Source organism: Bradyrhizobium sp. 138 (assembly GCF_023074075.1).
In the GTDB taxonomy this organism is placed as follows: Bacteria; Pseudomonadota; Alphaproteobacteria; order Rhizobiales; family Xanthobacteraceae; genus Bradyrhizobium.
This window is the reverse complement of record NZ_JADPKT010000063.1, coordinates 19,579-42,720: the sequence shown is the minus strand read 5'-3', so window position 1 is coordinate 42,720 and position 23,142 is coordinate 19,579. Positions and strand designations below refer to the sequence as shown.

Annotated in this window: 24 protein-coding genes and 1 pseudogene; 15 read left to right on the top strand and 10 right to left on the bottom strand. The window is 64.3% G+C overall.

From position 1 onward, the window contains the following. The first annotated feature begins 8 nt into the window (after positions 1-8). Entirely contained in the window at positions 9-665 is a 657-nt protein-coding gene (msrA, locus tag IVA79_RS20385) for a peptide-methionine (S)-S-oxide reductase MsrA (protein ID WP_247555987.1), read from the top strand. A 253-nt stretch (positions 666-918) separates the two neighbouring features. Beyond that, complete coding sequence (locus tag IVA79_RS20380) at positions 919-1,665, top strand: polysaccharide biosynthesis/export family protein (RefSeq protein ID WP_247555985.1); 747 nt, start codon at positions 919-921, stop codon at positions 1,663-1,665. Between the two features lies 1 nt (position 1,666). Here IVA79_RS20380 and IVA79_RS20375 read toward each other — a convergent pair whose 3' ends face one another. The 4 genes from IVA79_RS20375 to IVA79_RS20360 all read right to left on the bottom strand — a co-directional run bounded on the left by IVA79_RS20375 (position 1,667) and on the right by IVA79_RS20360 (position 4,205). Next, positions 1,667-2,149: a hypothetical protein gene (locus IVA79_RS20375; protein ID WP_247555983.1), complete on the bottom strand. Its 483-nt coding sequence runs from the start codon at positions 2,147-2,149 to the stop codon at positions 1,667-1,669. Between the two features lie 93 nt (positions 2,150-2,242). Then, positions 2,243-2,917 (bottom strand): dienelactone hydrolase family protein, encoded by a 675-nt coding sequence (locus tag IVA79_RS20370; RefSeq protein ID WP_247555981.1) that lies wholly within the window; start codon positions 2,915-2,917, stop codon positions 2,243-2,245. A gap of 163 nt (positions 2,918-3,080) precedes the next feature. Beyond that, a complete protein-coding gene (locus IVA79_RS20365) occupies positions 3,081-3,416 on the bottom strand; it encodes a hypothetical protein (RefSeq protein ID WP_247555979.1) in 336 nt (111 codons plus the stop codon). A gap of 24 nt (positions 3,417-3,440) precedes the next feature. Further along, a complete protein-coding gene (locus IVA79_RS20360; protein ID WP_247555977.1) occupies positions 3,441-4,205 on the bottom strand; it encodes an alpha/beta fold hydrolase in 765 nt (254 codons plus the stop codon). Between the two features lie 371 nt (positions 4,206-4,576). On the opposite strand from IVA79_RS20360, the gene IVA79_RS20355 reads away from it, so the two are divergent. The 3 genes from IVA79_RS20355 to IVA79_RS20345 all read left to right on the top strand — a co-directional run bounded on the left by IVA79_RS20355 (position 4,577) and on the right by IVA79_RS20345 (position 8,752). Continuing rightward, positions 4,577-5,068 (top strand): (2Fe-2S)-binding protein, encoded by a 492-nt coding sequence (locus IVA79_RS20355; RefSeq protein ID WP_247555975.1) that lies wholly within the window; start codon positions 4,577-4,579, stop codon positions 5,066-5,068. Beyond that, complete coding sequence (locus IVA79_RS20350) at positions 5,065-7,347, top strand: molybdopterin cofactor-binding domain-containing protein (protein ID WP_247555973.1); 2,283 nt, start codon at positions 5,065-5,067, stop codon at positions 7,345-7,347. Before IVA79_RS20355 ends, IVA79_RS20350 begins: the two co-directional genes overlap by 4 nt. Positions 7,348-7,657: 310 nt before the next feature. Next, the gene (locus IVA79_RS20345) at positions 7,658-8,752 is read left to right on the top strand and encodes an HD domain-containing phosphohydrolase (protein WP_247555971.1); all 1,095 of its coding nucleotides are present in this window, start codon (positions 7,658-7,660) and stop codon (positions 8,750-8,752) included. Positions 8,753-8,861: 109 nt separating this feature from the next. On the opposite strand, the gene IVA79_RS20340 is transcribed toward IVA79_RS20345, so the two are convergent. Both IVA79_RS20340 and IVA79_RS20335 read right to left on the bottom strand, forming a co-directional pair. Further along, positions 8,862-10,442, bottom strand: coding sequence for an AMP-binding protein (locus IVA79_RS20340; RefSeq protein ID WP_247555969.1), 1,581 nt, complete (start codon positions 10,440-10,442; stop codon positions 8,862-8,864). A 225-nt stretch (positions 10,443-10,667) separates the two neighbouring features. After that, positions 10,668-11,087, bottom strand: coding sequence for a VOC family protein (locus IVA79_RS20335; RefSeq protein WP_247555967.1), 420 nt, complete (start codon positions 11,085-11,087; stop codon positions 10,668-10,670). A 125-nt stretch (positions 11,088-11,212) separates the two neighbouring features. Between IVA79_RS20335 and IVA79_RS20330 the strand changes: the two genes are divergently transcribed. From IVA79_RS20330 to IVA79_RS20315, 4 genes and pseudogenes are all read left to right on the top strand, one after another. Continuing rightward, positions 11,213-12,187 carry a tripartite tricarboxylate transporter substrate binding protein gene (locus IVA79_RS20330; protein ID WP_247555964.1) on the top strand — a complete coding sequence of 325 codons (975 nt, stop codon included), beginning with the start codon at positions 11,213-11,215 and terminating at the stop codon, positions 12,185-12,187. 226 nt (positions 12,188-12,413) lie between these two features. Then, a complete protein-coding gene (locus IVA79_RS20325) occupies positions 12,414-12,866 on the top strand; it encodes a metalloregulator ArsR/SmtB family transcription factor (RefSeq protein WP_247555960.1) in 453 nt (150 codons plus the stop codon). Positions 12,867-12,874: 8 nt separating this feature from the next. Further along, positions 12,875-13,210: pseudogene (locus tag IVA79_RS20320) on the top strand (SRPBCC domain-containing protein); the annotation flags it as partial. A gap of 16 nt (positions 13,211-13,226) precedes the next feature. Continuing rightward, positions 13,227-13,964, top strand: a complete 738-nt coding sequence (locus IVA79_RS20315; RefSeq protein WP_247555956.1) for a thioredoxin family protein — start codon at positions 13,227-13,229, stop codon at positions 13,962-13,964. Between the two features lie 24 nt (positions 13,965-13,988). On the opposite strand, the gene IVA79_RS20310 is transcribed toward IVA79_RS20315, so the two are convergent. Beyond that, on the bottom strand, positions 13,989-15,236 hold the full coding sequence (locus tag IVA79_RS20310) for a serine protease (protein WP_247555954.1): 1,248 nt from the start codon (positions 15,234-15,236) through the stop codon (positions 13,989-13,991). Between the two features lie 192 nt (positions 15,237-15,428). Between IVA79_RS20310 and IVA79_RS20305 the strand changes: the two genes are divergently transcribed. The 4 genes from IVA79_RS20305 to IVA79_RS20290 all read left to right on the top strand — a co-directional run bounded on the left by IVA79_RS20305 (position 15,429) and on the right by IVA79_RS20290 (position 17,761). Beyond that, positions 15,429-16,046 (top strand): hypothetical protein, encoded by a 618-nt coding sequence (locus IVA79_RS20305; protein WP_247555952.1) that lies wholly within the window; start codon positions 15,429-15,431, stop codon positions 16,044-16,046. Continuing rightward, the gene (locus tag IVA79_RS20300; RefSeq protein WP_247555950.1) at positions 16,033-16,407 is read left to right on the top strand and encodes a transcriptional regulator; all 375 of its coding nucleotides are present in this window, start codon (positions 16,033-16,035) and stop codon (positions 16,405-16,407) included. The genes IVA79_RS20305 and IVA79_RS20300 overlap by 14 nt, the downstream gene beginning before the upstream one ends. Positions 16,408-16,437: 30 nt before the next feature. Then, positions 16,438-17,175, top strand: coding sequence for a di-trans,poly-cis-decaprenylcistransferase (locus IVA79_RS20295; protein WP_247555948.1), 738 nt, complete (start codon positions 16,438-16,440; stop codon positions 17,173-17,175). Positions 17,176-17,275: 100 nt separating this feature from the next. Next, a complete protein-coding gene (locus IVA79_RS20290) occupies positions 17,276-17,761 on the top strand; it encodes a cyclic nucleotide-binding domain-containing protein (RefSeq protein ID WP_247555946.1) in 486 nt (161 codons plus the stop codon). Here the strand turns inward: IVA79_RS20290 and IVA79_RS20285 are convergent. After that, positions 17,715-18,527, bottom strand: coding sequence for a metallophosphoesterase (locus IVA79_RS20285; RefSeq protein ID WP_247555945.1), 813 nt, complete (start codon positions 18,525-18,527; stop codon positions 17,715-17,717). The two genes, IVA79_RS20290 and IVA79_RS20285, sit on opposite strands and share 47 nt — an antisense overlap. Positions 18,528-18,685: 158 nt before the next feature. Here IVA79_RS20285 and IVA79_RS20280 point away from each other — a divergent pair, with 158 nt between their 5' ends. Beyond that, on the top strand, positions 18,686-19,372 hold the full coding sequence (locus tag IVA79_RS20280; RefSeq protein ID WP_247555942.1) for a DNA-3-methyladenine glycosylase I: 687 nt from the start codon (positions 18,686-18,688) through the stop codon (positions 19,370-19,372). Between the two features lie 218 nt (positions 19,373-19,590). After that, entirely contained in the window at positions 19,591-19,884 is a 294-nt protein-coding gene (locus tag IVA79_RS20275; RefSeq protein WP_247555939.1) for a hypothetical protein, read from the top strand. Positions 19,885-20,026: 142 nt separating this feature from the next. On the opposite strand, the gene IVA79_RS20270 is transcribed toward IVA79_RS20275, so the two are convergent. Together IVA79_RS20270 and dinB are read right to left on the bottom strand one after the other, a co-directional pair. Beyond that, positions 20,027-21,502, bottom strand: coding sequence for a lipopolysaccharide biosynthesis protein (locus IVA79_RS20270; protein WP_247555937.1), 1,476 nt, complete (start codon positions 21,500-21,502; stop codon positions 20,027-20,029). A gap of 503 nt (positions 21,503-22,005) precedes the next feature. Beyond that, a complete protein-coding gene (dinB, locus tag IVA79_RS20265; RefSeq protein ID WP_247555935.1) occupies positions 22,006-23,106 on the bottom strand; it encodes a DNA polymerase IV in 1,101 nt (366 codons plus the stop codon). Between the last annotated feature and the right edge of the window lie 36 nt (positions 23,107-23,142).

The window sequence follows — 23,142 nt, the reverse complement described above, 5'->3', positions numbered from 1 at the left end:
GATCCATCATGTTGTTCATGCGCAAGTCCACCGCTTTGCCGAGCGCAACTGAGGCGCTGCCCGGCCGTGCGCAAGCCATTCCGACCGCGACAACCCATTTCGTCAACGGCAGCAGGCTCAAGCCGCCTTATCCCGCCGGTCTCGAGCAGGCCGTGTTCGGGCTCGGCTGTTTCTGGGGCGCCGAGCGCAAATTCTGGGAGCTCGGCGATGGCATCCATACGACTGCTGTCGGCTATGCCGGCGGTCACACGCCGAACCCGACCTATGAAGAGACCTGTTCGGGCCGCACTGGCCACACCGAAGTGGTGCTGGTCGTGTTCGATCCGAGCAAGATCTCCTACCAGGCGCTGTTGAAGACGTTCTGGGAGAGCCACAACCCGACGCAGGGCATGCGTCAGGGCAACGATTTCGGCACGCAGTACCGAAGCGCGATCTACACGTTCAGCGATGCGCAGAAGAAAGCGGCCGACGAGTCGAAGGCACTCTATCAAAAGGCGCTCGCAGCCAGAGGCCTCGGTGCCATCACCACCGAGGTCGCGCCATCAGGCGAATTCTATTTCGCCGAGGATTACCATCAGCAATATCTGGCGAAGAATCCCGCCGGCTATTGTGGCCTCGGCGGCACCGGCGTGTCCTGCCCGATCGGTGTCGGCGTGAGCGGGTAGGCCAGCCACGAAGGTGGTGCACCTCTCCCGCTTGCAGGCGGGAGAGGTCGCTACGCTCGAAGAGCGTGGCGGGTGAGGGTTCTCTCCCCTGAGAGACAGTCCCATCGCGGAGACACCCTCTCCCCAACCCTCTCCCGCAAGCGGGAGAGGGAGCGCACCGCGCTCACGGCGGTCGTCGCGTTGGCCCTCGCAACGCTTTATTAACCATAATCGGTGCATCACTGGAGCCGTCTCGTTTCGAGGGATAGGTCCGGTGCCAGTTGCACGCGCGTTTCGATCGTCGATCTCGGCAGTGGTCTTGGCAGCGTCCGCCGCGCTTGCCCTTGGCGGCTGCATGCAGACTGCCGGCCCCGTCGCGATGGTGCAGCCGCGCGCCGATCTCGACTCCATGGCCTATGGCCAGCCCTATCGCGCACCGCAGCCGGTTGTCGTGGCCGATGGCGGCGGCGCCATTGGCGCGCTGCGCAATTCCTTTGCCGCTTCGCCTGCGCCCATGCCGGTCGGCTATGCCGCGCCGATGGCGGCGCCGGCGCGCTATGACGCCTCCTACCATCTCGATGCCGGCGACAAGCTTCGCGTCGTGGTCTACGGCCAGGAAGGCCTCACCAACAGTTACGCCATTGACGCCGGCGGCTCCATCACGATGCCGCTGATCGGCGCAGTGCCGGCACGCGGCCGCACCACGGCGGGCCTTGCCGGCGAGATCGCCGCGCGCCTGCGCAACGGCTACATCCGCGAACCCTCGGTCGCCGTCGAGATCGAGGCCTATCGCCCGTTCTTCATTCTCGGCGAAGTCACGGCCCCCGGCCAGTATCCCTACGTGCCGAACATGACGGTCGAAAGCGCGGTCGCGATCGCCGGCGGCTTCTCGCCGCGCGCCAAGCGCGACGTGGTCACCATCACGCACACCGAGAATGGCGGCTCCATGCGCGCCGTAGTGCCGCTTGGCACCCCCTTGAACCCCGGTGACACTGTGTTCGTCGCCGAGCGCTGGTTCTAGCTCAGCGTCTGAAATCCAGCCGTCCGTTCGGAAAACATCCGTCGATCCTGTCAGCGTCGACCACGAGCCCGACCCAGGGACATGTGATCGCCGGCGTGGTCAGGTTGATGTATTTCCCGACTAGGCGCCCGGCGCCGTCACGCGCGGCGTCGATCAGCCCGTGGCGACGACCGTCGTCCCAGTCGAAACGCAGATAGACCCGGCTCCCTGCAATGCGGACCTCCGCGCGCCCCTGCTTCCACGTCTCCGGCGTATCGCCCGCAATGGTCGGATCGGCGCCGCCATTCCAGCGGCTCGCCCAGAGACCCTCGATCGGATCTGATGGTGCTGCGATCGCTGCCCACGCCACCGCATTGCCGTCTGCCGCATCGCCGGCCAGCATGGCAGTCGCGGCATAGTCCACCACGTCGGAATCATCGGGCGCGGGCACGTCCATGGTTCCGAACGGATTGCGGATGACGAGGTGCGTGATGGGTTGCTGCATGGCGATGTCCCGGCGTGAGTTGGCTTGATCGGCCAGCTCTATCGCCGGGCGACAAGATGCAGCCACCCGATTTCTGCTTTGAGCGAGCAGGCGCTACTTCGCCAGATGTTTCGCGAAGAACTCCATGCTGCGCGGCCAGGCGATGTCAGCGCTGGCCTTGTCGTAGCTCGCCCGCTCGTCGCAATGAAAGCCGTGCTGCGCGCCCGGATAGACGAAGACCTCCACGTCCGGCCGCTTCGCCTTGATGGTCTCGACGTCGGTCAAGGGGATGCCGGCATCCTTCTCGCCGAAATGCAATTGCGTCGGCACTTTTGGCGTCTCGTCGGCAAAGCGCACGACGGCGCCGCCGTAGTAACCGATTGCGGCCTTCAGGCCGGTCAATCGCGTCGCCGCGACGAAGGCGACGCTGCCCCCTAAGCAAAAGCCGATGATGCCGACCGGGCCGACGCCTTGGACCGCGTCGATCGCCGCCTGCGTGTCGCGCAGCATCGCGGTCCAATCCGGACTGGCGACGAATTTGCGTGCCTCAGCGACCTCGTCGGGCGAATAGCCCGACTGGAAGCCCGGCGCGGTACGGTCGAAGATCGCCGGCGCGATCGCGGCATAGCCTTCGCCGGCGAGGCGGTCGCAAACCGAGCGGATGTGGTGATTGACGCCAAAGATCTCCTGGATCACCACCACCGCGCCCTTCGGCGTGCCTGCGGGGTCAGCGCGATAGGCGCCTAGCTGGAAATTGTCGGATGCCGTCAGTTTGATGTCTTGTCCCACGCGGGTTGTCCTTCTTGGTTGTCAATCCGAATTTCGTGCTCTCTCTCCTCATCCTGAGGAGCGCGTCAGCGCGTCTCGAAGGATGAAGGCCGAGATGCGGCAGCGGGGCCTTTCATCCTTCGAGACGCTTGCTGCGCAAGCTCCTCAGGATGAGGGGCAGCACCTATTCCCACATCCAGTTCTCGCCGTAATCCTCCTTCCATCCTGCCAGCTGTCCGTGGCGGAATTGCAGGAACAGGCGGTGGCGGTAGGGGATCAAGCCGCTGCCGCCGATGTTGCGCAAAGCGAGATAGATTTCGTTGCCGGGGCGCCCGCGCACATATTGCAGCTTCTGCCCGAGGGCGCGGGCGGTCTGCTCCGCATCCATGCCGAAGGCGAGCGGAATGTTATTCGACAAGGTCGCGACGAAAGGCTGGCGCGACGGCACCGCGCCGAATGGTTCGGCCTGCGCAGATATCGACAGCAACATCGTGGCCGCAGCCAGCATCATCAGCTTCATCGCCTACGTCCTTGCCTGATCGATCTATGCCGGCAAGTTCTTCAGGAAAGGCTCGACGGCGTCAACAAAAGCCTTGGGCTGATCGATGTTGACGGCGTGACCGGCGGCGGGGATCACGATTTTTTGTGCGCCGGGGATTTTTGCGGCCATGTAATCGGACGCCGCGAGGAACGGCGTGTCGTCGGCGCCGACCACGATCAGGCAGGGCACCTTGATGTCGGGAAGCAGCTCGATCACGCGGGCGTCGCGCTGGGTCAGCATGCCGCGCGCGGCGAGCGCCAGTCCCTTGGCGTTGCGATGGCTGGCGGCGGCGCGCTCACGCGTTGCCGATTTCAGGACGTCGAGGCCTTCGCGGTCGAGCCGGTCGGCGGTGGCCAGCGCCCGCGCATTCCAGGCCTCGCGCGCGTCGTCCTTCCTGAAGCCCGGGCCGGTGTCGATGATCAGCAGCGCGCGGGCGCGCTCTGGATAGGTCCGATAGAACGCGAGCGACATGTAGCCGCCGAGCGACAGCCCGCCGATGATGGCGCGCTTCGCTCCGACGGCGTCGAGGATCGCCGCCATGTCGCCCACCGTGAGCGCTTCGCTGTAGGCGTCCGCATCATCGGGATAATCGGACTGCCCGTGGCCGCGCATGTCCCACAGGATCAGCTTGTGCTCCTTCGCCAGCGCATCGACCTGGCCATGCCACATCGCCGACGTCGATGAGTAGCCATGCGTGAGCAGCAATGGCGGCCCGTCGCCATGAACATCGTAGTAGATATTGACGCCGTCCCGATTGATCCTCGGCATTGCTTCCGCCCTTTCTTTTTCTTGTTCACTCTAGCGACGATGACGGTGCGCCCTCTCTCCGTGCAGAAGGGACGTTGGCAGCGAGCTTGCTTCACCTCACTTCCTCATAGTCTAGCCTGCCAAGTTACCTGGAAGAAACTGCCTCGTGGCGGTGGCGCTCGATGTTGCGTCCAGTCGCTGCGCCGGCGCCGTTGGCGCGGCGCACAACGAGCGAGTGCAGAGCTGACTTGTTTCGACTCATTCCAAATTGCATTTGCCACGGCAACCAAACCCGATCATTCTCGCGGGCAAGGCGGGCGCCGGCCCGGTGGGCGTCCGCCATTCAAGTTGCCGCCGTAAGCGGCTTCATGCACCGGCAGGGGAAGACGCCTATGCCAACACTCACCATCAACGGGCGGAGTCTGTCCGTGGATGCGGCGAACGACACGCCGCTCCTCTGGGCGATCCGCGAGCAATTGCAGATGACCGGCACCAAGTTCGGCTGTGGTGCCGGGCTGTGCGGTGCGTGCACCGTGCATGTCAACGGCGAAGCCGTGCGCTCGTGCCAGACCATGCTCAGTGACGTCGCCGGCAAGAAGATCACCACCATCGAAGGCCTCTCCGCCAAGGGCGATCATCCCTTGCAGAAGGCGTGGATCGCCGAGCAGGTGCCGCAATGCGGCTATTGCCAGTCCGGGCAGATCATGCAGGCGGCCTCGCTGCTGTCGAAGAATCCCAATCCGACCAAGGAAGAAGTGGTCGCGCATATGGACGGCAATCTCTGCCGCTGCATGACCTATTCGCGGATCCAGAAGGCGATCATGCGCGCCGCATCCGAGATGCGCACCGCGTCGGCCACCTCCACCGAACGGAGGCCCACATGAACGAGCACGTCAAGAACGTCACCCCCGCGACGGCCTATCTCAGCCGCCGCTCCTTCCTCGTCGGCACCGCCGCGACCGGCCTCGTGCTAGGCTATGCCGGCGTCCCCGGCATCGGCGAAGCGCTCGCTGCGCCCTCGAATTTCGAGCCGAGCGTGTGGTACGCGATTTCGCCCGACGGTCTCGTCACCGTGACCTGCGGCAAGGCCGACATGGGCCAGCATATCGCCTCCACCATGGCGCAGATCGTAGCCGAGGAACTCGGCGCGAAATGGAGCGACATGCGCGTCAATCTCGCCTCCAACGATCCGAAGTTCAACGATCCCGTTCTGGGCGCGCAGATCACCGGCGGCAGCTGGTCGACCATGATGAACTTCGATGCCATGAGCCGGGCGGGCGCCGCGGGCCGCATGGCTCTGACGGAAGGCGCGGCCGCCGCGATGGGCGTGCCGGCGTCCGAGCTTACGGTGCGCGATTCCATGATCGTGCATCCGAAGTCGAAGAAGCAGATGTCGTTTGCCGACGTGGTCAAGAGCGGCAAGGCGACGAAAACCTTCACGCCGGACGAGCTGAAGGCGATCAAGCTGAAGACGCCGGATCAATACACCATGATCGGCGTCTCGGTGCCGCAACTCGACATTCCCTCCAAGACCAACGGCACGGCCAAATACGGCATCGACGTGATGCTGCCGGGCATGGCCTATGGCGCGGTGGTCACGCCGCCGGTGCGCTTCGGGGCCACGGTGAAGTCGGTCGACGACAGCGCCGCCAAGAAGGTGCCGGGCTTCATCAAGGCCGTCACCCTCGACGACAAGACGGGCACGACGTCCGGCTGGGTCGTTGCGGTCGCCAGCACCTATGCCAACGCCAAGAAGGCGGCGCAGGCGCTCAAGATCGCTTACGACGGCGGCCCGAACGCGAAGGTCTCGAGCGAGTCGCTGCTCGACGAGGCCAAGCGGCTTCAGAAGCTGGAGGATTCCGGTCAGTTCTTCGTCAAGGACGGCGATCCCGCAGCGGCCCTTGGCTCCGCGGCCAAGGTGGTAGAAGCGGAATACACCACCAGCATCAACATCCATGCGCCGCTGGAGCCGATGAACGCCACTGCGGAGTTCAAGGGCGACATCCTGCACATCTATTCCGGCAACCAGTTCGCAACGCGCTCCGGCGCGATTGCAGCGGGCGCAGCCGGGATCGATCCGAAGTTCGTGGTCATGCACCAGATGTGGCTTGGCGGCGGCTTCGGTCGGCGTCTCGATGCTGACATGATGATTCCCGCGGTGCAGGCGGCGAAGGCGGTCGGCAAGCCGGTCAAGGTGATCTACACGCGCGAGAACGACATGACGATGGATTTCTCGCGTCCGCTCACCTACCAGAAAGTGAAGGCCGGCGTGGACGGTGACGGCAAGCTGGTCGCGCTCAGCCACGACGTGGTCTCGGCCTGGCCGACCGCGCGCTGGGGAATCCCTGATTTCCTGACGCCCTCGGTCGACAAGAAGGGGCCGCTCGACAGCTTCACGGTCAATGGCGCGGACTTCTTCTACACCGTGCCCAACCATTATGTGCGCGCGATCAAGAACGAGCTCGCGCACAACGCGACGCCGTCCGGCCAGCTGCGTTCGGTGGCGCCGGGCTGGACCTTCTGGGCGGTCGAAAGCATGATCGACGAGATCGCGGCTGCCACGGGCAAGGATCCCGCGCAGTTCCGCATCTCGTTGCTCGACGGCGCCGGCAAGAACGACGGCGGCGCGCAGCGCCTGCGCAACACGCTGCTCGCCGCGATGGGACTGTCGGGCTATGGCACCAGGCAATTGCCGAAAGGCGAGGGCATGGGCGTTGCCTGCGTGTCGTCGCAGGAGCGCGCGACCGCGAGCTGGACGGCATGCGTCGCCCATGTCGCGGTGGCGCCGTCAGGCGCGGTCACCGTGAAGAAGCTCACGGTCGCAACCGACGTCGGCACCCAGGTGCATCCCGACAACATCCGGGCCCAGGTTGAGGGCGCGGCGCTGTGGGGCCTGTCGCTGGCGATGTACGAGAAGGCGACGCTGAAGGACGGTGGCATCGAGCAGACCAATTTCGACAGCTACACGCCCTTGCGCATGAGCCAGACGCCGGAGGTCGCGATCGCCGTGATCGCCAATGGCGAGAAGGCCACCGGCGTCGGTGAGCCCGCGGTGACGGTGGTCGCCCCCGCCATCGGCAATGCCATCTTCAACGCCAGCGGCGCCCGCGTGCGGGCACTGCCGATCACGGCGGAGGCCGTGAAGGCGAGCATGAAGGCGTAAGCCGAGCCGCGATTGCCGAATGAGATGATCCGCCGGAGGGCAGCCTCCGGCGGATTTGTTTTGAGGTTTGGTCGAGGTCGTCATGCCCGGGACAAAGTCCGGCCATGACGAAGAAAATTCCCCTTATTCATCAATGCCTGCTCTACTGTGCATGGGGTTGTTTTCGCGTTTTCGAAGTTCCGCCCCGGAACCCGAATCCCTAAAATTGCACCCAATCCCCGAAGGTTCCATTGAGCACGCCTCTTAAGGGCCAGAGAACCTGATCCGGCTTAGGCTGTGGCCAAATCCAGTCCCATGCTTTGGGGTAGTCATGAACGCGCTAGCCAAAACCGCCGCCAAACGCCGGCTTCTGCTCGCCTCCGACCGAAGCGATGAGAGCACCGAGCTAGCCAGCATTTTGAAGGCGGTCGGCGAGGTCTCGACGGTGTCGACCGAGGCGATCCCCGCACAGCCAGCGCGCGATCTCTCCGGCCTCGTGGTCGATATCAATTTGCGCTCGCCCGAGAGCGTGCAGCGGGTGCGCAACAAGCTGCGCGGCGATGCCTATCGGTCGATGCCGCGGCTGTTCGTGCTGGCGGACGCCCTGCATCACGGCACCATGCAGGCCTGGGCGCTGGGCGCCACGGATACCATTTCGCGGCCGCTTCAGGCCGACGCCATCCTTCAGCGCATCCGCGCCGCCTTCCCTGACACCGCCGCCTATGACGCGACCGACCGCGGCAAGACGCTCAACCGCGGGGTCGATGCGGCGCATGCGGTGCTGAAGAAGATGTTCGAGAAGCTGCCGCTCGGCGTGCCCTTGACCTTCGACGATGTCATCGCCGCGGAAAGCAAGATCCTGAAGGCGATCAAGCACTCCTCGCTGCGCGAATGGCTCACTACGGTGGGCTGCCACCATGTCGGCAGCTATCGTCACTGCCTGTTCGTCACCGGTTTCGCCGTCGCCTTCGCGCAACATCTCGGCATGCGCGAGGACGACCAGCGCCGCCTGACCCGCGCCGCGCTGCTGCATGACGTCGGCAAGGCCTTCGTTCCCTCGGCGCTGCTCGACAAGCCGGGCAAGCTCACCGACGAGGAGATGGCCGAGGTCCGCCAGCATCCGCGCCGCGGCTATGACGCGCTCGCAGCCCAAGGCGGCTTCCCGCCGGAGATGCTCGACGTCGTCTTGCATCACCATGAATTCCTCGACGGCAGCGGCTATCCCAACGGCCTGTCGTCGAACCAGGTCAGCGACATCGTGCGGGTGACGACGATCGTCGACATCTACGCCGCGCTGGTCGAGAAACGCGCTTACCGCATGCCCTTCACGCATTCCCGTGCGTTCGGGATGATGGAAAGCATGGGCGGCAAGCTCGATCAGCAGCTGTTGCAGGCCTTCCGCCCGGTGGCGCTGGGATCGTTCTGATTACGGTGCCGTAGGGTGGATTAGCCGAAGGCGTAATCCACCAACTTCGTTCGGCGATTGCAGAAGCATGGTGGGTTACGCCTGCGGCTAACCCACCCTACGCGCTTCCTCACCCCACCATCTTCCTCAACTCCGCCTTCGCGACCTTCTCCAGCGTCGAGCGCGGCATGTCGTCGACGAACCGGATCTCGCGCGGCACCTTGAAGTCGGCAAGGCTGTTGCGGCAGGCGGCCATCACGCGATCATGCAGGTCGGGCGCAGCGCCCGCGACGCCGCCCTGCGGGATGATGAAGACGACAGGCACCTCGTCCAGCATCGGATGCTTCTTCGCCACGACGGCCGCCTCGCGCACGCCCGGCACCACCGCGATCACCTGCTCGATCTCGGAGGCCGCGACGTTCTCGCCGCCGACCTTCAGCATGTCCTTGGCGCGGTCGCCGAACCTGATGGTGCCGTTCGCGAGACGCTCGACGCGATCGCCGGTCAGGAAGAAGCCGTGCCCGTCAAAACTCTCGCGCGTCGCCTTTTCGTTATGCAGATATTCGGCGAACAGCGACAGGCCGGGGATGCCCTTGATCGCGAGATTGCCGGTGCCGCCGACTTCCGTCGGCCGGCCGTCGTCGTCGGTGATGCGGATGACGTATTCCGGCGCGGCGCGGCCGATCGACATCGGGATGTTGGGTTGGTCGACCTCGCCGATGATGCCGTGGGTGATGGTCTCGGTCATGCCCCACCAGCCGATCATCTTGACACCGAACGCGGCAAAGGCCGGCGGCTCGTTGATCGCGGTGCCCCACAGGCGAAACTTGTGGTCTTTCGGGATCTCCTGCTCGAGCAGCGCCTTCATGCAGAACGGTATCGTCGAGGTCCAGGTCGCGCCGTGCTCGCGCGCGACGCCCCAGAACCGGCTCGCGGAGAAGCGCGGCTGGATCACGCAGCTGGCGCCGACCCACAGCGTCGCCAGCATGGAATAGGCGAGCGCGTTGGTATGGAATAGCGGCAAGTAAGCCTGGTGCACGTCGCCTTCATGCAGGTCCTCGTGCGCGGCGTTGATCTTGGCGCCCCACAGCGCGTTGGCATGGGTCCACAGCACCGCCTTCGGCCGCGAGGTCGTGCCGGAGGTGTACTGCACGCTGCACGGCGCGAGCGGGTCGGTGGGGCGGCAGGGACGATTGGCGCTGTCGGCGAACAGGGATTCAAAGCTGTCGCCGCGCGAGACAGCTTGTGCTGGCGCTGTACCCGCATCATGCGAGGTTACCGCCATCCAGCTTATGTTGCGGCAGTTCTGCGCGACGGCTTCCGCATAAGCCGGCTGCGTGATCGCGGCGACTGCGCCGCAATGATCGGCAAAATACGCGATCTCGGCCGGCGCCGATCGGGTGTTGGTGGTGACCGCGATGGCCCCTAACTCGACGCAGGCAAACCAGGCCAGCATCGCCTCGATGCAATTGTCGAGATGAATGAGCACATATTCGCCCGGCTTGATGCCGCGTCGCGCCAGCCCCGCCGCGAGCGCGCCGACCCGCTCGTGAAATTCGCCATAGCTCCAGCGCCGCGCCGGCGCATCGAACGGCGCCCAGATCAGGAACGGATGATCACGCCGGACCTCGGCGCGCATCTTGAGCAACCAGGGCACGTCGAGCCCGTCGAATGGGCCGACGATTCCGGCTGAGGTCTGTTGAAGTGGCATGGCGTCTCCCCCGTGCAGCCTGCATCTTGCCGGCGGCTGTCTTTGGATGATTGCGTCTTCCTGCCATCGGACGGCGCGGGGCGCAAATCGGGGGGCAGTCCGCGCTGTCTCCCCGTCATTGCGAGGAGCCCTTGCGACGAAGCAATCCAGACTGCCACCGCAGAGACCGTCTGGATTGTTTCGCTGCGCTCGCAATGACGGTCTCCGGAGCGGGCAGCGGTGGCCCTATTGGCCGCCGTCCGCATACGACGAAATCTCGATCAAACTGCCATCCGGATCCCGGCAATAGACCGAGCGCAGCGTTCCGCGGGCGCCCTGCCTCGGGCCTGGCCCTTGCTCGATCGCGACGCCGTGGGCCTGCAAATGCGCCACCACCTCGTCGGGCGCAGCGGAGGTGAGGAAGCACAAATCGTCGCTGCCGGCGGTCTGGTGGTCCGCGGTGAACCACTCCACCTTGTCGGCATCGCGTTGCCGGACGTTGATCCTCTGGTTACCGAATTCAAGGAAAGTCCGCGGCGCTTTGCCGCCGCCGGGATCGAACACCTTGACTTCCATGCCGAGAATCCTGCGGTACCACTCCGCGGTGGCCGCGACGTCGGCGACGTTGATCACGAGATGATCGAGGGCGTGGACCTTGACCGGCATGCCTTATCCTTTCGTCGCGATGCGCCAGCCGCACTTTCCGCCTGCAGCAAGCTTTGTTACAACCCGCCCGGCGCCAGCTTCAAGACATCTGGCTTCAAGAACAACACGTTGGGAGAACCCTTGAGATGATCACTCGCCGTACCGCGCTGGGCCTGCTCGCCGCCAGTCCGCTTGCAGCCACCCCGCTGTCGAAGGCCTTTGCCGCCGATTATCCGGCCCGGCCCGTGAAATGGGTGGTCGGCTATCCGCCCGGCGGCGCCACGGACATCCTGGCGCGACTGATCGGCCAGCGGCTCTCGGAAAAGCTCGGCCAGCAATTCGTGATCGAGAACAAGCCGGGTGCCGGCAACAATATCGCCACCGAATCGGTCATCAATGCCGAGCCCGACGGCTACACGCTGCAGCTGATCAACCCGGCCAACTACATCAACGCCTCGCTCTACAAGAATCTCAAGTTCAACTTCGTGCAGGACATCGCGCCGGTCGCCTCGTTCCAGCGCGTGCCAAACGTGATGACCGTCAACAAGGACGTGCCGGCCAAGAACGTCGCCGAGTTCATCGAATACGTGAAGGCCAATCCCGGCAAGGTCAACATGGCCTCGTCCGGCAACGGCACCTCGGTGCATCTGTCCGGCGAGATGTTCATGGCCATGACCGGCTGCAAGATGCAGCACGTGCCCTATCGCGGCGCGGCGCCCGCGATCACCGATATGCTCGGCGGCCAGGTGCAGGTGATCTTCGACAACATGCCCTCGATCATCCAGCATATCCGCTCCGGCTCGCTTCGCGCCATCGGGGTCACCACCACGGAACGTTCGCCGCAGCTGCCCGACGTGCAGCCGGTCGCCGACACCGTCAAGGGCTATGAGGCCAGCGCATTGTTCGGCATGGGCGCGCCGAAGAACACGCCGAAGGAGATCATCGCCAAGCTCAACGCCGAGGTCGCCGCGGTGCTGAAGGAGCCCGACATGACCAAGCGCCTGGTCGAGCTCGGCGGCGAGCCGCGGGTGCAGACGCCCGAGGCGTTCGGCGAGGAGATCAAGGCCGAGACCGAAAAATGGAGGAAGGTCGTCGAGTTCGCCGGCCTGAAGGTCGAGTAGCGATCTTGTGATCGTGAGGATAGGAGCCCTGCCGTCTGGCAGGGCTTTTTTCTTGCGTGCTTTGTTTCGTTGACCTGGAATAAGACGCGCGCTGCGGACGGCTTCGCCACCGTCGCGCTCTACTGATCGCGCTTCATACTGATCGCAACCTGATCACGCAGTCGTGCGGACCTGCGCCCGCGGGTCCGGGCTTGACGCCTTTCCACGCGCGGCTATACTAAACCATATGGTTAAGTATAAGGACGAGACGCTGGACCGGACCTTTGCCGCGCTATCCGACCCGACGCGGCGTGCCCTGCTGGCACGTCTCGGTGAGCAGGATGGCCTGTCGGTGAGCGACCTGGCCGCGCCGTTTCCGGTCTCGCTGCCGGCGATCATGAAGCATCTCGACGTGCTCACGGATGCGGGCCTGATCGTGCGGGAGAAAACCGGGCGCACGGTCGCCTGCCGGATCACCGCGCAGCCGATGGAGCAGGCGATGAACTGGCTCAATCGCTATGCGCAGTTCTGGTCTCACAATCTCGATCGTCTCGCCGCTTTCGTGGAGGAAGAGAAATGGCCAACGCAGCCGCCAACGCCGCCGAACGCGCGGCAGAACGTCCAAGCCTCACGCTCACGCGCCGGCTCCGCGCGCCGCCGGAAAAGGTCTACGCCGCCTGGACGCAAGCCGCGCAGCTAGCGCAATGGTTCGGGCCGCCGAACATGAAGCCGGCGACGCTTCAAGCCGAGCTCGACGTCCGCGTCGGCGGCCATTATCGCATCAGCTTCACCCGTGACGACGGTGAATATTTCGAGGCCGGCGGCCTTTATCGCGAGGTGGTGCCGAACGAGCTTCTGGTCTTCACCTGGGCCTGGCATTCGACGCCGGAACGCGAATCGCTGGTGACGATCTCGCTGAAGCCGGACGGTGTCGGCACCTTGATGATCTTCCATCACGCCCAGTTCTTCGACGAGACCGCACGCGACAACCACCAGCGCGGCTGGAGCTCGTTCCTCGACAAGCTCGATGCTTTCGTCGCCTGACACCAAGGAGATAGCCATGCAGCAACATCAGATCGTCTCGCGCGAGCAATGGATCGTCGCGCGCAAGGCCCATCTGGCGCGCGAGAAGGAGCTCACGGCGGCCCGTGAGCGCCTCGCCGAGGAGCGCCGCGCCTTGCCCTGGGTCAAGGTCGACAAGGCTTACGAATTTGACGGGCCGAATGGCAGGATGTCGCTCGGCGACCTGTTCAAAGGCCGTCCGCAGCTCGTCGTCCAGCATGTGATGTTCGCACCCGACTGGGACGCGGCCTGCAAGAGCTGCTCGTTCTGGGCCGACGGGTTCGAGCGCATGGTGCCGCACCTGGCCGCGCGCGACACCACCATGGTCGCGGTGTCGCTGGCACCGAGCGCAAAGCTCGAGCGCTTCAAGAAGCGGATGGGCTGGAGCTTCGATTGGGTCTCCTCAGGCAGCAACGACTTCAACCGCGACTACGGTGTGACGTTCTCGCAGGAAGAGATCGAGGCCGGAAAGCCGATGTACAATTTCGGCACCACGCCCATCTACGGCCCCGAATTGCCTGGCATCAGCGTGTTCTACCGCGGCGAGGCCGGCGAGATCTTCCACACCTATTCCTGCTTCGCCCGCGGCCTCGACATGATGAACGCCGCCTATCAATATCTCGACCTCACGCCGCTCGGCCGTCACGAGGAGGGCCTGCCCTATCCGATGGACTGGGTCCGCCTGCGCGATCAATACGAGCCGCAGGCGGCGAAGGCAGCGTGCTGTCACGGATGAGGAGGCATGCGGCCAGCCATATCACTACCGCTTCGCATCCGCCTGTTCCGTGCCGGTGCACGAGATCAGCATCGTGTAGGCGCGGGCGTTAGCGGCGATGTCGGTGGTCTTCAATTCACCCTTGGGCTCCGCGGTCTGGTAGGGCACCACGGAATTGTCGAGGAAGTCGCGCAGCGCGCCGGTCTTGATGGCGAAGTTGATGTTCTCGGTCAGCTGCCCGGTCTCTTTGATCATTCTGAGTGCGTTGAGCTTGGCAACGATGACGCCTGCGACTTGGCCGGACATGTCGAACAACGGGCCTCCACTGTTGCCCGCTTGAACAGCCGCGCTGATCTGCAAACGCCCCGTGTGATTGCGGAAGCCGCTGAGTGAACTGACGATACCCGTCGTCACGGTCAGGTCGGAGGAGAGATAGCCGTGCAGCGGGAAGCCGATCGCCACCACGGAATCGCCGGAGTGCATCGAGCGGTCCCGGATCTTCGCGAAATCCTTGAATGCTGTTTTCGCCGGCGCTTGCAGCAGCGCGAGATCGTTTGTCGCATCGCTGGAGACAACCCGCAGCACCATCGAGGCCTCACCGGCGAGATTGCCCTTGATATCCCCGGTGCAGCTGTCGATCACATGACTGTTGGTGACGATATGTCCATTGGGACTGACCACAAAGCCCGTGCCGGTGAAGGTCCCGGTTCGTCCCGGCTTGGTGGGAGGCGCACCTTGCTTGTCGCCGGCCACTGCAGGCTTCGTTGCAGCCTTGGCGAAGTCGCCGGCCTTGTCGAGCCCGTCGGCTTTCACCTTGCTCACGCAATTGGCCAGTGCGGCGATGACCGGCCCGGTCGATGTCAGATCGAAATTCAGAACGGCGCGGCCGGCCGTCGCCACCATCAGGCTCGCCTTCTGAAACGTACGCACGACATTGAGCGGCATGATGGCCGTGAGCATGTTGGACTGATACGCCGTGGCGTACAGCCTGGCTTGCTCCTGCCCGTCAAAGGTGACGTCGATCGCGGCGTTCTCGCCCTTGTTGAAGCGGTAGCTGGGATTCGCAAAGGCGAGCGACCAGGTGCCGGCTGCATTTTGGCTCACGACGAGGATGACGCCGTTCGCATAGGGCGTCGTCGCCGCGCAATGGGAGAAGGCGCCCGTCTGGTCATTGCTGAAGGCGCCGCCGATCCAGTTGCCGACATTGACGCTGCCGAACGGTCCCGCCGCATGCGCGGCTCCGGCGATACCCACCTGCAACAAAGACGCGACGATCAATGATTTAAGCCACATACCAGCCCCCGGACGCTTTTGGTTGCATCTTATCTGCGGGAACAGGCGCCGCGCAACCGACAGTTGTTCGCTCCGATCGGAATCCTGGCGATGGCTTTCAGGCTTGCGTTTACTTTGCAGTCCGGTATACTTTGCGATACAAAGTGACGGGGCAGGCAGTCCCCGGCGAGCATGGGCGGAGCGGCGTTGCCAATGCGTGATCTCGACAAGGCACTGGCCGACATCGTGACGATTCGCAGCCAGATTGCGGCCGGCACGGCGTTCCGTGGCTACGGCCCGGCGACGATGGCCGCGACCGGCGCCGTCGCGCTCATCACCGCGATCCTGCAATATTGGCTGCTCGGCGATCCCACCAATGAGCCGCTCGGCTTCTTCTTCGGCTGGTTCATCGCCGCCGCGCTGTCCGGCCTGGTCATCGGGATCGAGATGCGCGCGCGATCGCGCCGTCATCATTCGGGTCTGGCAGACGCCATGATCCACCAGGCGGTCGAGCAGTTCCTGCCCGCAGGCGTTGCCGGCGTGTTGCTCGCGGTGGTGATGTGGAAGTTCGCGGGCGAGACGCTGTGGCTGCTCCCGGGCCTGTGGCAGATCCTGGTGTCGCTCGGCATTTTCGCCTCAATTCGTTCGCTGCCGCGCACCGTCGCGTTCGCCGGCGCCTGGTATTTCGTGTCCGGCTTTTCGGTGGTGGTGCTCGCGAGCCAGACCCACACGCTGTCGCCATGGACCATGGGCCTGCCCTTCGTGATCGGGCAATCGATGATGGCGGGCATTCTGTATGTCGCATCCGGAGACCATGATGTCGAAGACTGACAGCGCACCCTTCTCCTACGAAGGGCTGGACCGCGTAATCCACGAGAAGGCGAGGCTCGGGCTTCTGACCTCGCTGATGGCGCACCCCAAGGGGCTGGCCTTCGCCGATCTCAAGCAGCTCTGCGGCCTCACCGACGGGAATCTCAGCCGGCACCTTGCCGTGCTCCAGGAGGCCGGCCTCGTCGAGGTGACCAAGGGCTATGAGGGCAACCGCCCGCACACCACGTGCCGCCTCACCAAGGCCGGACGCCGCCGTTTCCTCGACTATCTCGCCGTGCTCGAACGCCTGGTGCGCGACGCCGCCAAGGCGGCCGGCCGCGAGGCGCCGTCGCTCGGCCGCCTCGGTATCGCCTCGACCTGATCCTCCCCCTTTTTGACCGGAGACTTTGCAATGCAAAGTGATGCGTCCCGCAACGAGAAGCTTCATGTCGGCATCATCATGGACGGCAACGGCCGGTGGGCGACGCGGCGCGGGCTGTCGCGCGTGCGCGGCCACGAGGCCGGCGTCGAGGCGATCCGCCGTATCGTCGAGGCCGCGCCCAAGCAGGGCATCAGCACATTGACGCTCTACGCCTTCTCCACCGACAATTGGCGCAGGCCGAAGGCCGAGGTCGCCGCACTGATGACCTTGCTGCGCTTCTATCTCGGCAATGAGGTGCAGAGCCTGGTCAAGAACGGTGTGCGCCTCACCGTGATCGGCCGCCGCGACCGCCTGCCCGACGGCATCGCCACTGCGATCGCGCGCGCCGAGGAAGCCACCGCCCAGGGCAGCACGCTGCACCTGCGCATCGCGGTCGACTATTCCGCGCGCGATGCCATTCTCAATGCTGCGGCGAAGGCGGCCGCGCTCTCCAGCATCACCCGCGAGGCCTTCTCGCAGCTCGTCACCGGCGAAGCCGGCTTGCGCGACGTCGATCTCATCATCCGCACTTCCGGTGAGAAGCGGCTGTCGGACTTCCTGCTCTGGGAAGGCGCCTATGCCGAGCTGCACTTCACCGAGCGGATGTGGCCCGAGTTCGACGCCAGCGATCTTGCCGCTGCCCTGGCCTCCTTCCATGGCCGCGAGCGTCGCTTCGGCGGCCTTCAGGCGATCATGCCCGAAGAGGTGCCGTCGCTCTCGCGGGTGTGATGCGCGCGTCATAAATGGTACGCGCGTTGATTTGCACCTGGCACGGATCCTGCTCTAGTCTCCAACGACGCGGCGTCCGCAGCGATGGGAGCTTTCTACGATGCGCGCAGTTCTGGATTATTGCAGCGGCGGGACGGAGCGGAAGGTCGAGGCCGGTACGCTCATCGTGACCGAGGGCGGCACCAGCGGCCATCTCTACGTGCTGATGCAAGGCAAGCTCGAGGTGCTCAAGGGCGAGATGGTGGTCGCCACCGTGACCGAGCCCGGCGCAGTGCTCGGCGAGATGTCCGTGCTGCTGGGCCAGCCGCACACCGCAACGGTGCGGGCCTGCTCCGACGCGATCGTCTACGAATTCGAGGATGCCGCCTCGTTCCTCGAGAAGCAGCCGGGCGTAGCCCTGCTGATCGCAAAAATGCTGGCGCAACGGCTTAATGTCGCCAACACCTATCTCGCCGATCTCAAACGGCAATATGCCGGCCACGGCACACATCTGGCCATGGTCGGCGAGGTGCTCCAGAGCATGATCAACCTGCCGCCGCTTAAGGTTTCGCCAGGCTCGGATCGGCAATCTGATCCAAGAATGTGAGCCAGTCGGGCGGCGCCTCGATCGACGCCGCGGGCCGCTTCAGCGGCGCATTCAGGTCGATCCACTGGGCCACGCCGGCCGCAAGCCAGAACGCCTTGTCCGCGTCGCGGTCCAGCACGATGTAGGTCGGCGGCCGGCCCGGCTGCAGGCCGGTGTTGAAGATCCAGCTCTCGCCCAGCCGGTCGAACCACGAGCCGGCGGTGATGAACGGCGACTGGTGCACATGGCCCGAGATCACCATCGACGGCTGGTGCTGCATGATCCATTGCCCCAGCTCGACGTCGCCGAAGAAGCGTTTGCCGCCCCAGCTCGTCGGTGAATCCGCCGGCGGCGCGTGATGTGCCCAGATCCAGCGTCGCGGCCGGTTGGCCGCGGCATCGCGCAACTGCGCGACCAGACGCTGTTTGACCAGCGGCCCGTCCCACCACGGGCACACCGTGAACATCGTATCGCCGATGGTGAGGCTGTCGCCGTCGCAGGCGATGCCGAGCTCGCGCACCTCCGAGATCCACCGTGCGATCTTCTCGCCCTCTGCATTGCGCTCGTCGAGATCATGATTGCCGGAGCAGAGGATCACGCGGGTCTTCGCGGCAAGCAGCGCGAGGTATTTCTTCACCACCACGATCTGGGCTCGAAAATCCACCATCGAGCCGATGTCGAGCGCGTCTCCCGCAAAGATCACGAGGTCGAATTGCGGTGCCGCGCTGACCAGCCAGTCGAGCTGCGGCAGCGAATAGTGCAGATCGGCCACGACGAGGCAGCGCATTGGAAATGTCCGCGAAAGAGCGAAAATGTCAGGGAATTCCGGGCCTCATGAAGCAAGAAGCGGACCAGCATGGCCGCTTCGCCGCGCCAATCATCATCGGACTGGACCGTTTCGTTGAATTCTGATGTCGTGGCGCGCCCTCAACCGCTTGTGTCCGCATGACCCCCTTCAAGACCATTCGCGCCCGCGCCGAGAAGCGCAAGGGCGGCCCCAAGGCACTGGAGAAGCTGATGCCGGCAAAGCCCGACCTGAAGCGTCTGGCCAAGCTCGGCGACGATCGCATTCTTGCCGAGATGACGAAGCGTGTGTTCTGCGCCGGCTTTGCCTGGAGCGTGATCGATTCGAAATGGGATGGCTTTGAAGAAGCCTTCCTGCATTTCCAGCCGGCCAAGCTCAGCTTCCAGCCGGAAGACTATTGGGAAGGTCTTTTGCGCGACGCGCGTATCGTGCGCAACGGTGCCAAGATCATGTCGGTGCGCGACAATGCAGGCTTCGTGCAGGAGATCGCGAGGGCGCATGACAGCTTCGGCAAGTTTCTGGCGAAATGGCCCTCATCCGACCAGATCGGCCTGCTCGATCTCCTGACCAAGCGTGGCAGCCGTCTCGGCGGCAACACCGGCCAGATGCTGCTGCGCTTCGTCGGCTGGGATGGCTTTGTTACGTCAAAGGATGTCGTCGCGTCCTTGCGCGATGCAGGCCTCGACATTGCAGAAGAGGTCAAGTCGAAGGGCGATCTCGCCAAGGTGCAGGCGCAGTTCAACGCCTGGGCCGAGGAGACCGGCTTGCCCTATACCTATCTGTCACGCATCTGCGCGCTGTCGGTGGGTGAAAACCGCAGCGAGTAGCGCGAGCCGCCGATTGGTTCATCACACGGACAGATCGTGTGCATCTTGTGGCGATCTCGTGCCGCGAGCGCGGCGGACGCAGCGCGCGATCACAAAATACATTTCACGGGAACATTTGTGCGCAGCACCTGTTCGGAGTTGAGCCAGGCGGACAAAGGTGCAGGGAACGCGCGCCCCCGCCCGGGCCAATGAAACCGGAGACAGAAACGGAGCAGCTCATGAAGCTCACAACCGAACAGGTGAAGCAGACCGTCAACCAACTCGGCGCTCAGGTGCTGCCCGACGAACATCCGGCCATGCCGCAGCTCAACAGCATGTTCGGCGAGCACACCTTCTTCGTCGACGAAATGGGCCTCAAGGTCCTCGAGCCCACGGCTTCGCTCGGTGCCGACCGCGAGAGCGGCGAAGTCGTCAGCCTCGCCGATTGGGGCGATTCCGACCTGACGCGCCTGATGGCGCACGAGCCGGAGCCGACCGGCGTGATCGTGGTGTTCGAGCACGTCAGGCATTGAGCCGGCCCGAGCCGGACATATTGAGACACGTGCGCCACGGTGGTGAAATGCGGATCGCTGCCGTAGCGCGCGGCTTTGCTGTGCCTGGGTCACGGCAGCGGACCTCCGTTGTCTTGCCAGCGAGCCTGGTGTGTCGATCGTGTCATCCGCCACGGACGTTGCGTGCGTAGCGCCACATGTCTCCGCGACAGGCCGGAAACAGCGCGACGATCGCAAGCGAGACCGCATACGATAGACAGAAGCAGGCTGCCAAGTCGGCAATCCCTCCAATCGAATGCGCAAGCAGCCAGCGATGGAGCAGGCCCACAGTCACGACGGAAGCGGGGGCGCCGGCGAGATGAGGGCCGATCACGTTGATGAGGTCTCGATGACGCACCGGGCCGCTTCGCCCAATCAGCCACCACAGGATGGGCGTGCGCACGCATTCGCTGATCGAATATGCACTGGCGACGCCGATTGGTCCGAACGGCAGCCCGGATATGAAGGCGAGAATCGATGTTGAGACATTGAACAGACCCCAGCGCATGTATTCCTTGGCGCGGCCCTGGCTGAGAAACAGCCAGGTGGCGGGACTGTTGCTGGTCTGCAGCAGCCCGGCGATGCTGAGGGCGACGAAGATCGGTGCAGCCTCGCTCCATTGGCCGCCGAGCAGAGTTTCGACAAGCGTGTCGGCGGATGCGATCATGAAGGCGACGCCCGGCAACACGAGGAGGAACGCCGGCAGCACCGCGCGACGGAACGAATCACGATAGCGCTCGGGCTCCTTCAGCAGGGCCGACAGCGTCGGCAGCATGATCCGCACCATCGGGTTGCTGACTTGCTGAAGCGGAAACAGCAACAGCCGGTAGGCGCGGTTATACGCGCCAAGCGAGGCTGTGCCCCAGACCTTGCCGATCAGCACCCCGTCGGTGTTGCGGGAAAGGAATTCCGCAAGATTGTAGCCGGTCACGCCGAACCCGAAGCTCAGCATGTCGCGTGCGGCCCTGATCGAGCCGGGTCTCGACGGCAGCCATCCCGAGCTCAACCACGCGCCGCCCGCGAGCACCAGACCCGATGTCAGGCTGCCGGCGAGGATCGCCCAATAGCTGTGATAGACGAACGCGACGGCGACCGAGGTCAGCAATCCGGTCAATGCGGCCGCGGATTCCAGCCCTGCCAGCGTCCAGAATCGCATCTGGCGCGTCAGCAACGACAGATGCTGAACGTCAGCGCCGCTGAGCAGCAGCGTGACGCTCATGGCCGAGGTCAGCGGGGCGAGATTGGGTACGCTGTAGAACCTGGCGACAAGTGGCGACAGCGCCACCTGAGCGAACGCCAGGACCGCGCCGACCGAGAGGTTCACCCAGAATAGCGCGCTCAGTTCGGTCTGGGTCAACTCGCCCTTCTGCACCGTTGCATGTCCAAGGCCCAGATCCTGGAACAGCACCGCGAAGGCGAGCACCGGCGAGGCCATCGCATAAGTGCCGAAGTCGACTGGCGTCAGCAGGCGTGAGAGCAGGATCACGGATCCGGTCTGTGTCGCGACACGCACGACCTGCGTGACGATCGCGGCGAGCGCACCTTTCCGTACGTTCCGGGACTGCTCGTCCTCGGAGAAATGCATGTTGAGTTGAGTCACGATCAGCTCCTCGAGCGGCGAACAACGAAACTTCAGGCGCAGTTCGAAAGCGAGACGGTGAATCCAACGACGAATTATCTTTCTGATTTCATGCGAGGCGCGCTTCACGCATGTGCGATCAACCGGACGCTCACAAGCGCGGATCACCGCGCGAGAGGAGATATCGAGGCTGTCGCACGTGAGCAACGTCGCGAAACGCCGACGACTATCCGTCAGTACATGTCATTTGAATGGCGCGACCAAGCTGCGTTCTCAAAAAAACTTTGCGTCGATCGCACTCGAACGAACAGCAATGGAATGCATCTTGCTCAGCGCAGCGCGTCGAAATTGAAAACGAGGATGGTCTGTCAGCTTCACGTCAGACAGTGCCTCGAAGGTCGACACGGAGCCGCTCGCAATAGTGTCAAACCTCGAGTCTTCGCGGTTCTCTTGCAATGTGTTCTTCAGTGGGAATCTCGATGACAATCTGAATTCCGGGATCCGTCTCGAGTCACGCGCCTTGCTCAAATGCCCAATGTCAGCTGCGGCTCCGGCTCGTCGCCGGCCTGGAGAGCAGACAACGATACGCCGAGGAGCCTGACGCGCTTTGGCAGCGGCATCTCGGCCTCGAGCAGGCCGCAGGCCAGCCGCTCCAGCTCATTCCGTCCCGCAACCGCCGCTGCGACGGATCTGCTGCGCGTGATGATCTCGAAGTCGGCGAATTTGATCTTCAAGGTAACGGTGCGGCCGCGATTGCCGGTCGCCTCGCAATGGCGCCAGACCTTGTCGACGAGAGGTTTGAGCTCGGCGGCCAGCGCGCCATATTCGGTGAGGTCGGTCGAGAACGTGGTCTCCGCGCCGATCGACTTGCGAATTCGGTCGGCCCGCACCGGCCGCTCGTCGACGCCACGCGAGATCCAATAGTAATAGGCGCCCGACTTGCCGAAATTCGCGTTCATGAACTCCAGCGACTGATTGCGGATGTCGAGACCGGTGAACATGCCGAGCGCGTTCATCTTCGCACTCGTCGCCGGGCCTATCCCGTGGAACTTGCCGACGGGCAGCGTCTCGACGAAGGCGGGCCCCATCTCCGGCGAAATCACGAACTGACCGTTGGGCTTGCGATGATCGGAGGCGAGCTTGGCCAGAAACTTGTTGTAGGAGATGCCCGCCGACGCGTTGAGCCCCGTCTCGGCCTTGATCTTCTCGCGGATCCGCAGCGCGATGTCCCGCGCCAGCGGGATGCCTTGCAGGTTTTCGGTGACGTCGAGATACGCCTCGTCCAGCGACAGCGGCTCGATGACGGGCGTGTGCTCGGCAAAGATCTCGCGGATCTGCCGGGAGATCGCCTTGTAGATCTCGAAGCGCGGCTTGACGAAGATCAGCTCGGGACATTGCCGCTTCGCCGTCACCGACGGCATGGCGGAGCGAACGCCGAATTTGCGGGCCTCATAGCTGGCGGCCGCGACGACGCCGCGCTCGGCAGAGCCCCCAACCGCAACCGGCTTCCCGCGCAGCTCCGGATTGTCGCGCTGCTCCACCGACGCATAGAAGGCATCCATGTCGATATGGATGATCTTGCGTACCGGCGATGGTGCGCCGGTGACCGTGTCGGAATCGCTCATGGACAGATGATACAATCCGGCGAAGCGAAGCGCGAG

Coding starts and splice junctions, on each gene's coding strand:
- msrA (WP_247555987.1), top strand. CDS start 9: ATGTTGTTCATGCGCAAGTCCACCGCTTTGCCGAGCGCAACTGAGGCG.
- IVA79_RS20375 (WP_247555983.1), bottom strand. CDS start 2,149: ATGCAGCAACCCATCACGCACCTCGTCATCCGCAATCCGTTCGGAACC.
- IVA79_RS20365 (WP_247555979.1), bottom strand. CDS start 3,416: ATGAAGCTGATGATGCTGGCTGCGGCCACGATGTTGCTGTCGATATCT.
- IVA79_RS20360 (WP_247555977.1), bottom strand. CDS start 4,205: ATGCCGAGGATCAATCGGGACGGCGTCAATATCTACTACGATGTTCAT.
- IVA79_RS20355 (WP_247555975.1), top strand. CDS start 4,577: ATGCCAACACTCACCATCAACGGGCGGAGTCTGTCCGTGGATGCGGCG.
- IVA79_RS20350 (WP_247555973.1), top strand. CDS start 5,065: ATGAACGAGCACGTCAAGAACGTCACCCCCGCGACGGCCTATCTCAGC.
- IVA79_RS20345 (WP_247555971.1), top strand. CDS start 7,658: ATGAACGCGCTAGCCAAAACCGCCGCCAAACGCCGGCTTCTGCTCGCC.
- IVA79_RS20340 (WP_247555969.1), bottom strand. CDS start 10,442: ATGCCACTTCAACAGACCTCAGCCGGAATCGTCGGCCCATTCGACGGG.
- IVA79_RS20335 (WP_247555967.1), bottom strand. CDS start 11,087: ATGCCGGTCAAGGTCCACGCCCTCGATCATCTCGTGATCAACGTCGCC.
- IVA79_RS20330 (WP_247555964.1), top strand. CDS start 11,213: ATGATCACTCGCCGTACCGCGCTGGGCCTGCTCGCCGCCAGTCCGCTT.
- IVA79_RS20325 (WP_247555960.1), top strand. CDS start 12,414: ATGGTTAAGTATAAGGACGAGACGCTGGACCGGACCTTTGCCGCGCTA.
- IVA79_RS20315 (WP_247555956.1), top strand. CDS start 13,227: ATGCAGCAACATCAGATCGTCTCGCGCGAGCAATGGATCGTCGCGCGC.
- IVA79_RS20310 (WP_247555954.1), bottom strand. CDS start 15,236: ATGTGGCTTAAATCATTGATCGTCGCGTCTTTGTTGCAGGTGGGTATC.
- IVA79_RS20305 (WP_247555952.1), top strand. CDS start 15,429: ATGCGTGATCTCGACAAGGCACTGGCCGACATCGTGACGATTCGCAGC.
- IVA79_RS20300 (WP_247555950.1), top strand. CDS start 16,033: ATGTCGAAGACTGACAGCGCACCCTTCTCCTACGAAGGGCTGGACCGC.
- IVA79_RS20295 (WP_247555948.1), top strand. CDS start 16,438: ATGCAAAGTGATGCGTCCCGCAACGAGAAGCTTCATGTCGGCATCATC.
- IVA79_RS20290 (WP_247555946.1), top strand. CDS start 17,276: ATGCGCGCAGTTCTGGATTATTGCAGCGGCGGGACGGAGCGGAAGGTC.
- IVA79_RS20285 (WP_247555945.1), bottom strand. CDS start 18,527: ATGCGCTGCCTCGTCGTGGCCGATCTGCACTATTCGCTGCCGCAGCTC.
- IVA79_RS20280 (WP_247555942.1), top strand. CDS start 18,686: ATGACCCCCTTCAAGACCATTCGCGCCCGCGCCGAGAAGCGCAAGGGC.
- IVA79_RS20275 (WP_247555939.1), top strand. CDS start 19,591: ATGAAGCTCACAACCGAACAGGTGAAGCAGACCGTCAACCAACTCGGC.
- dinB (WP_247555935.1), bottom strand. CDS start 23,106: ATGAGCGATTCCGACACGGTCACCGGCGCACCATCGCCGGTACGCAAG.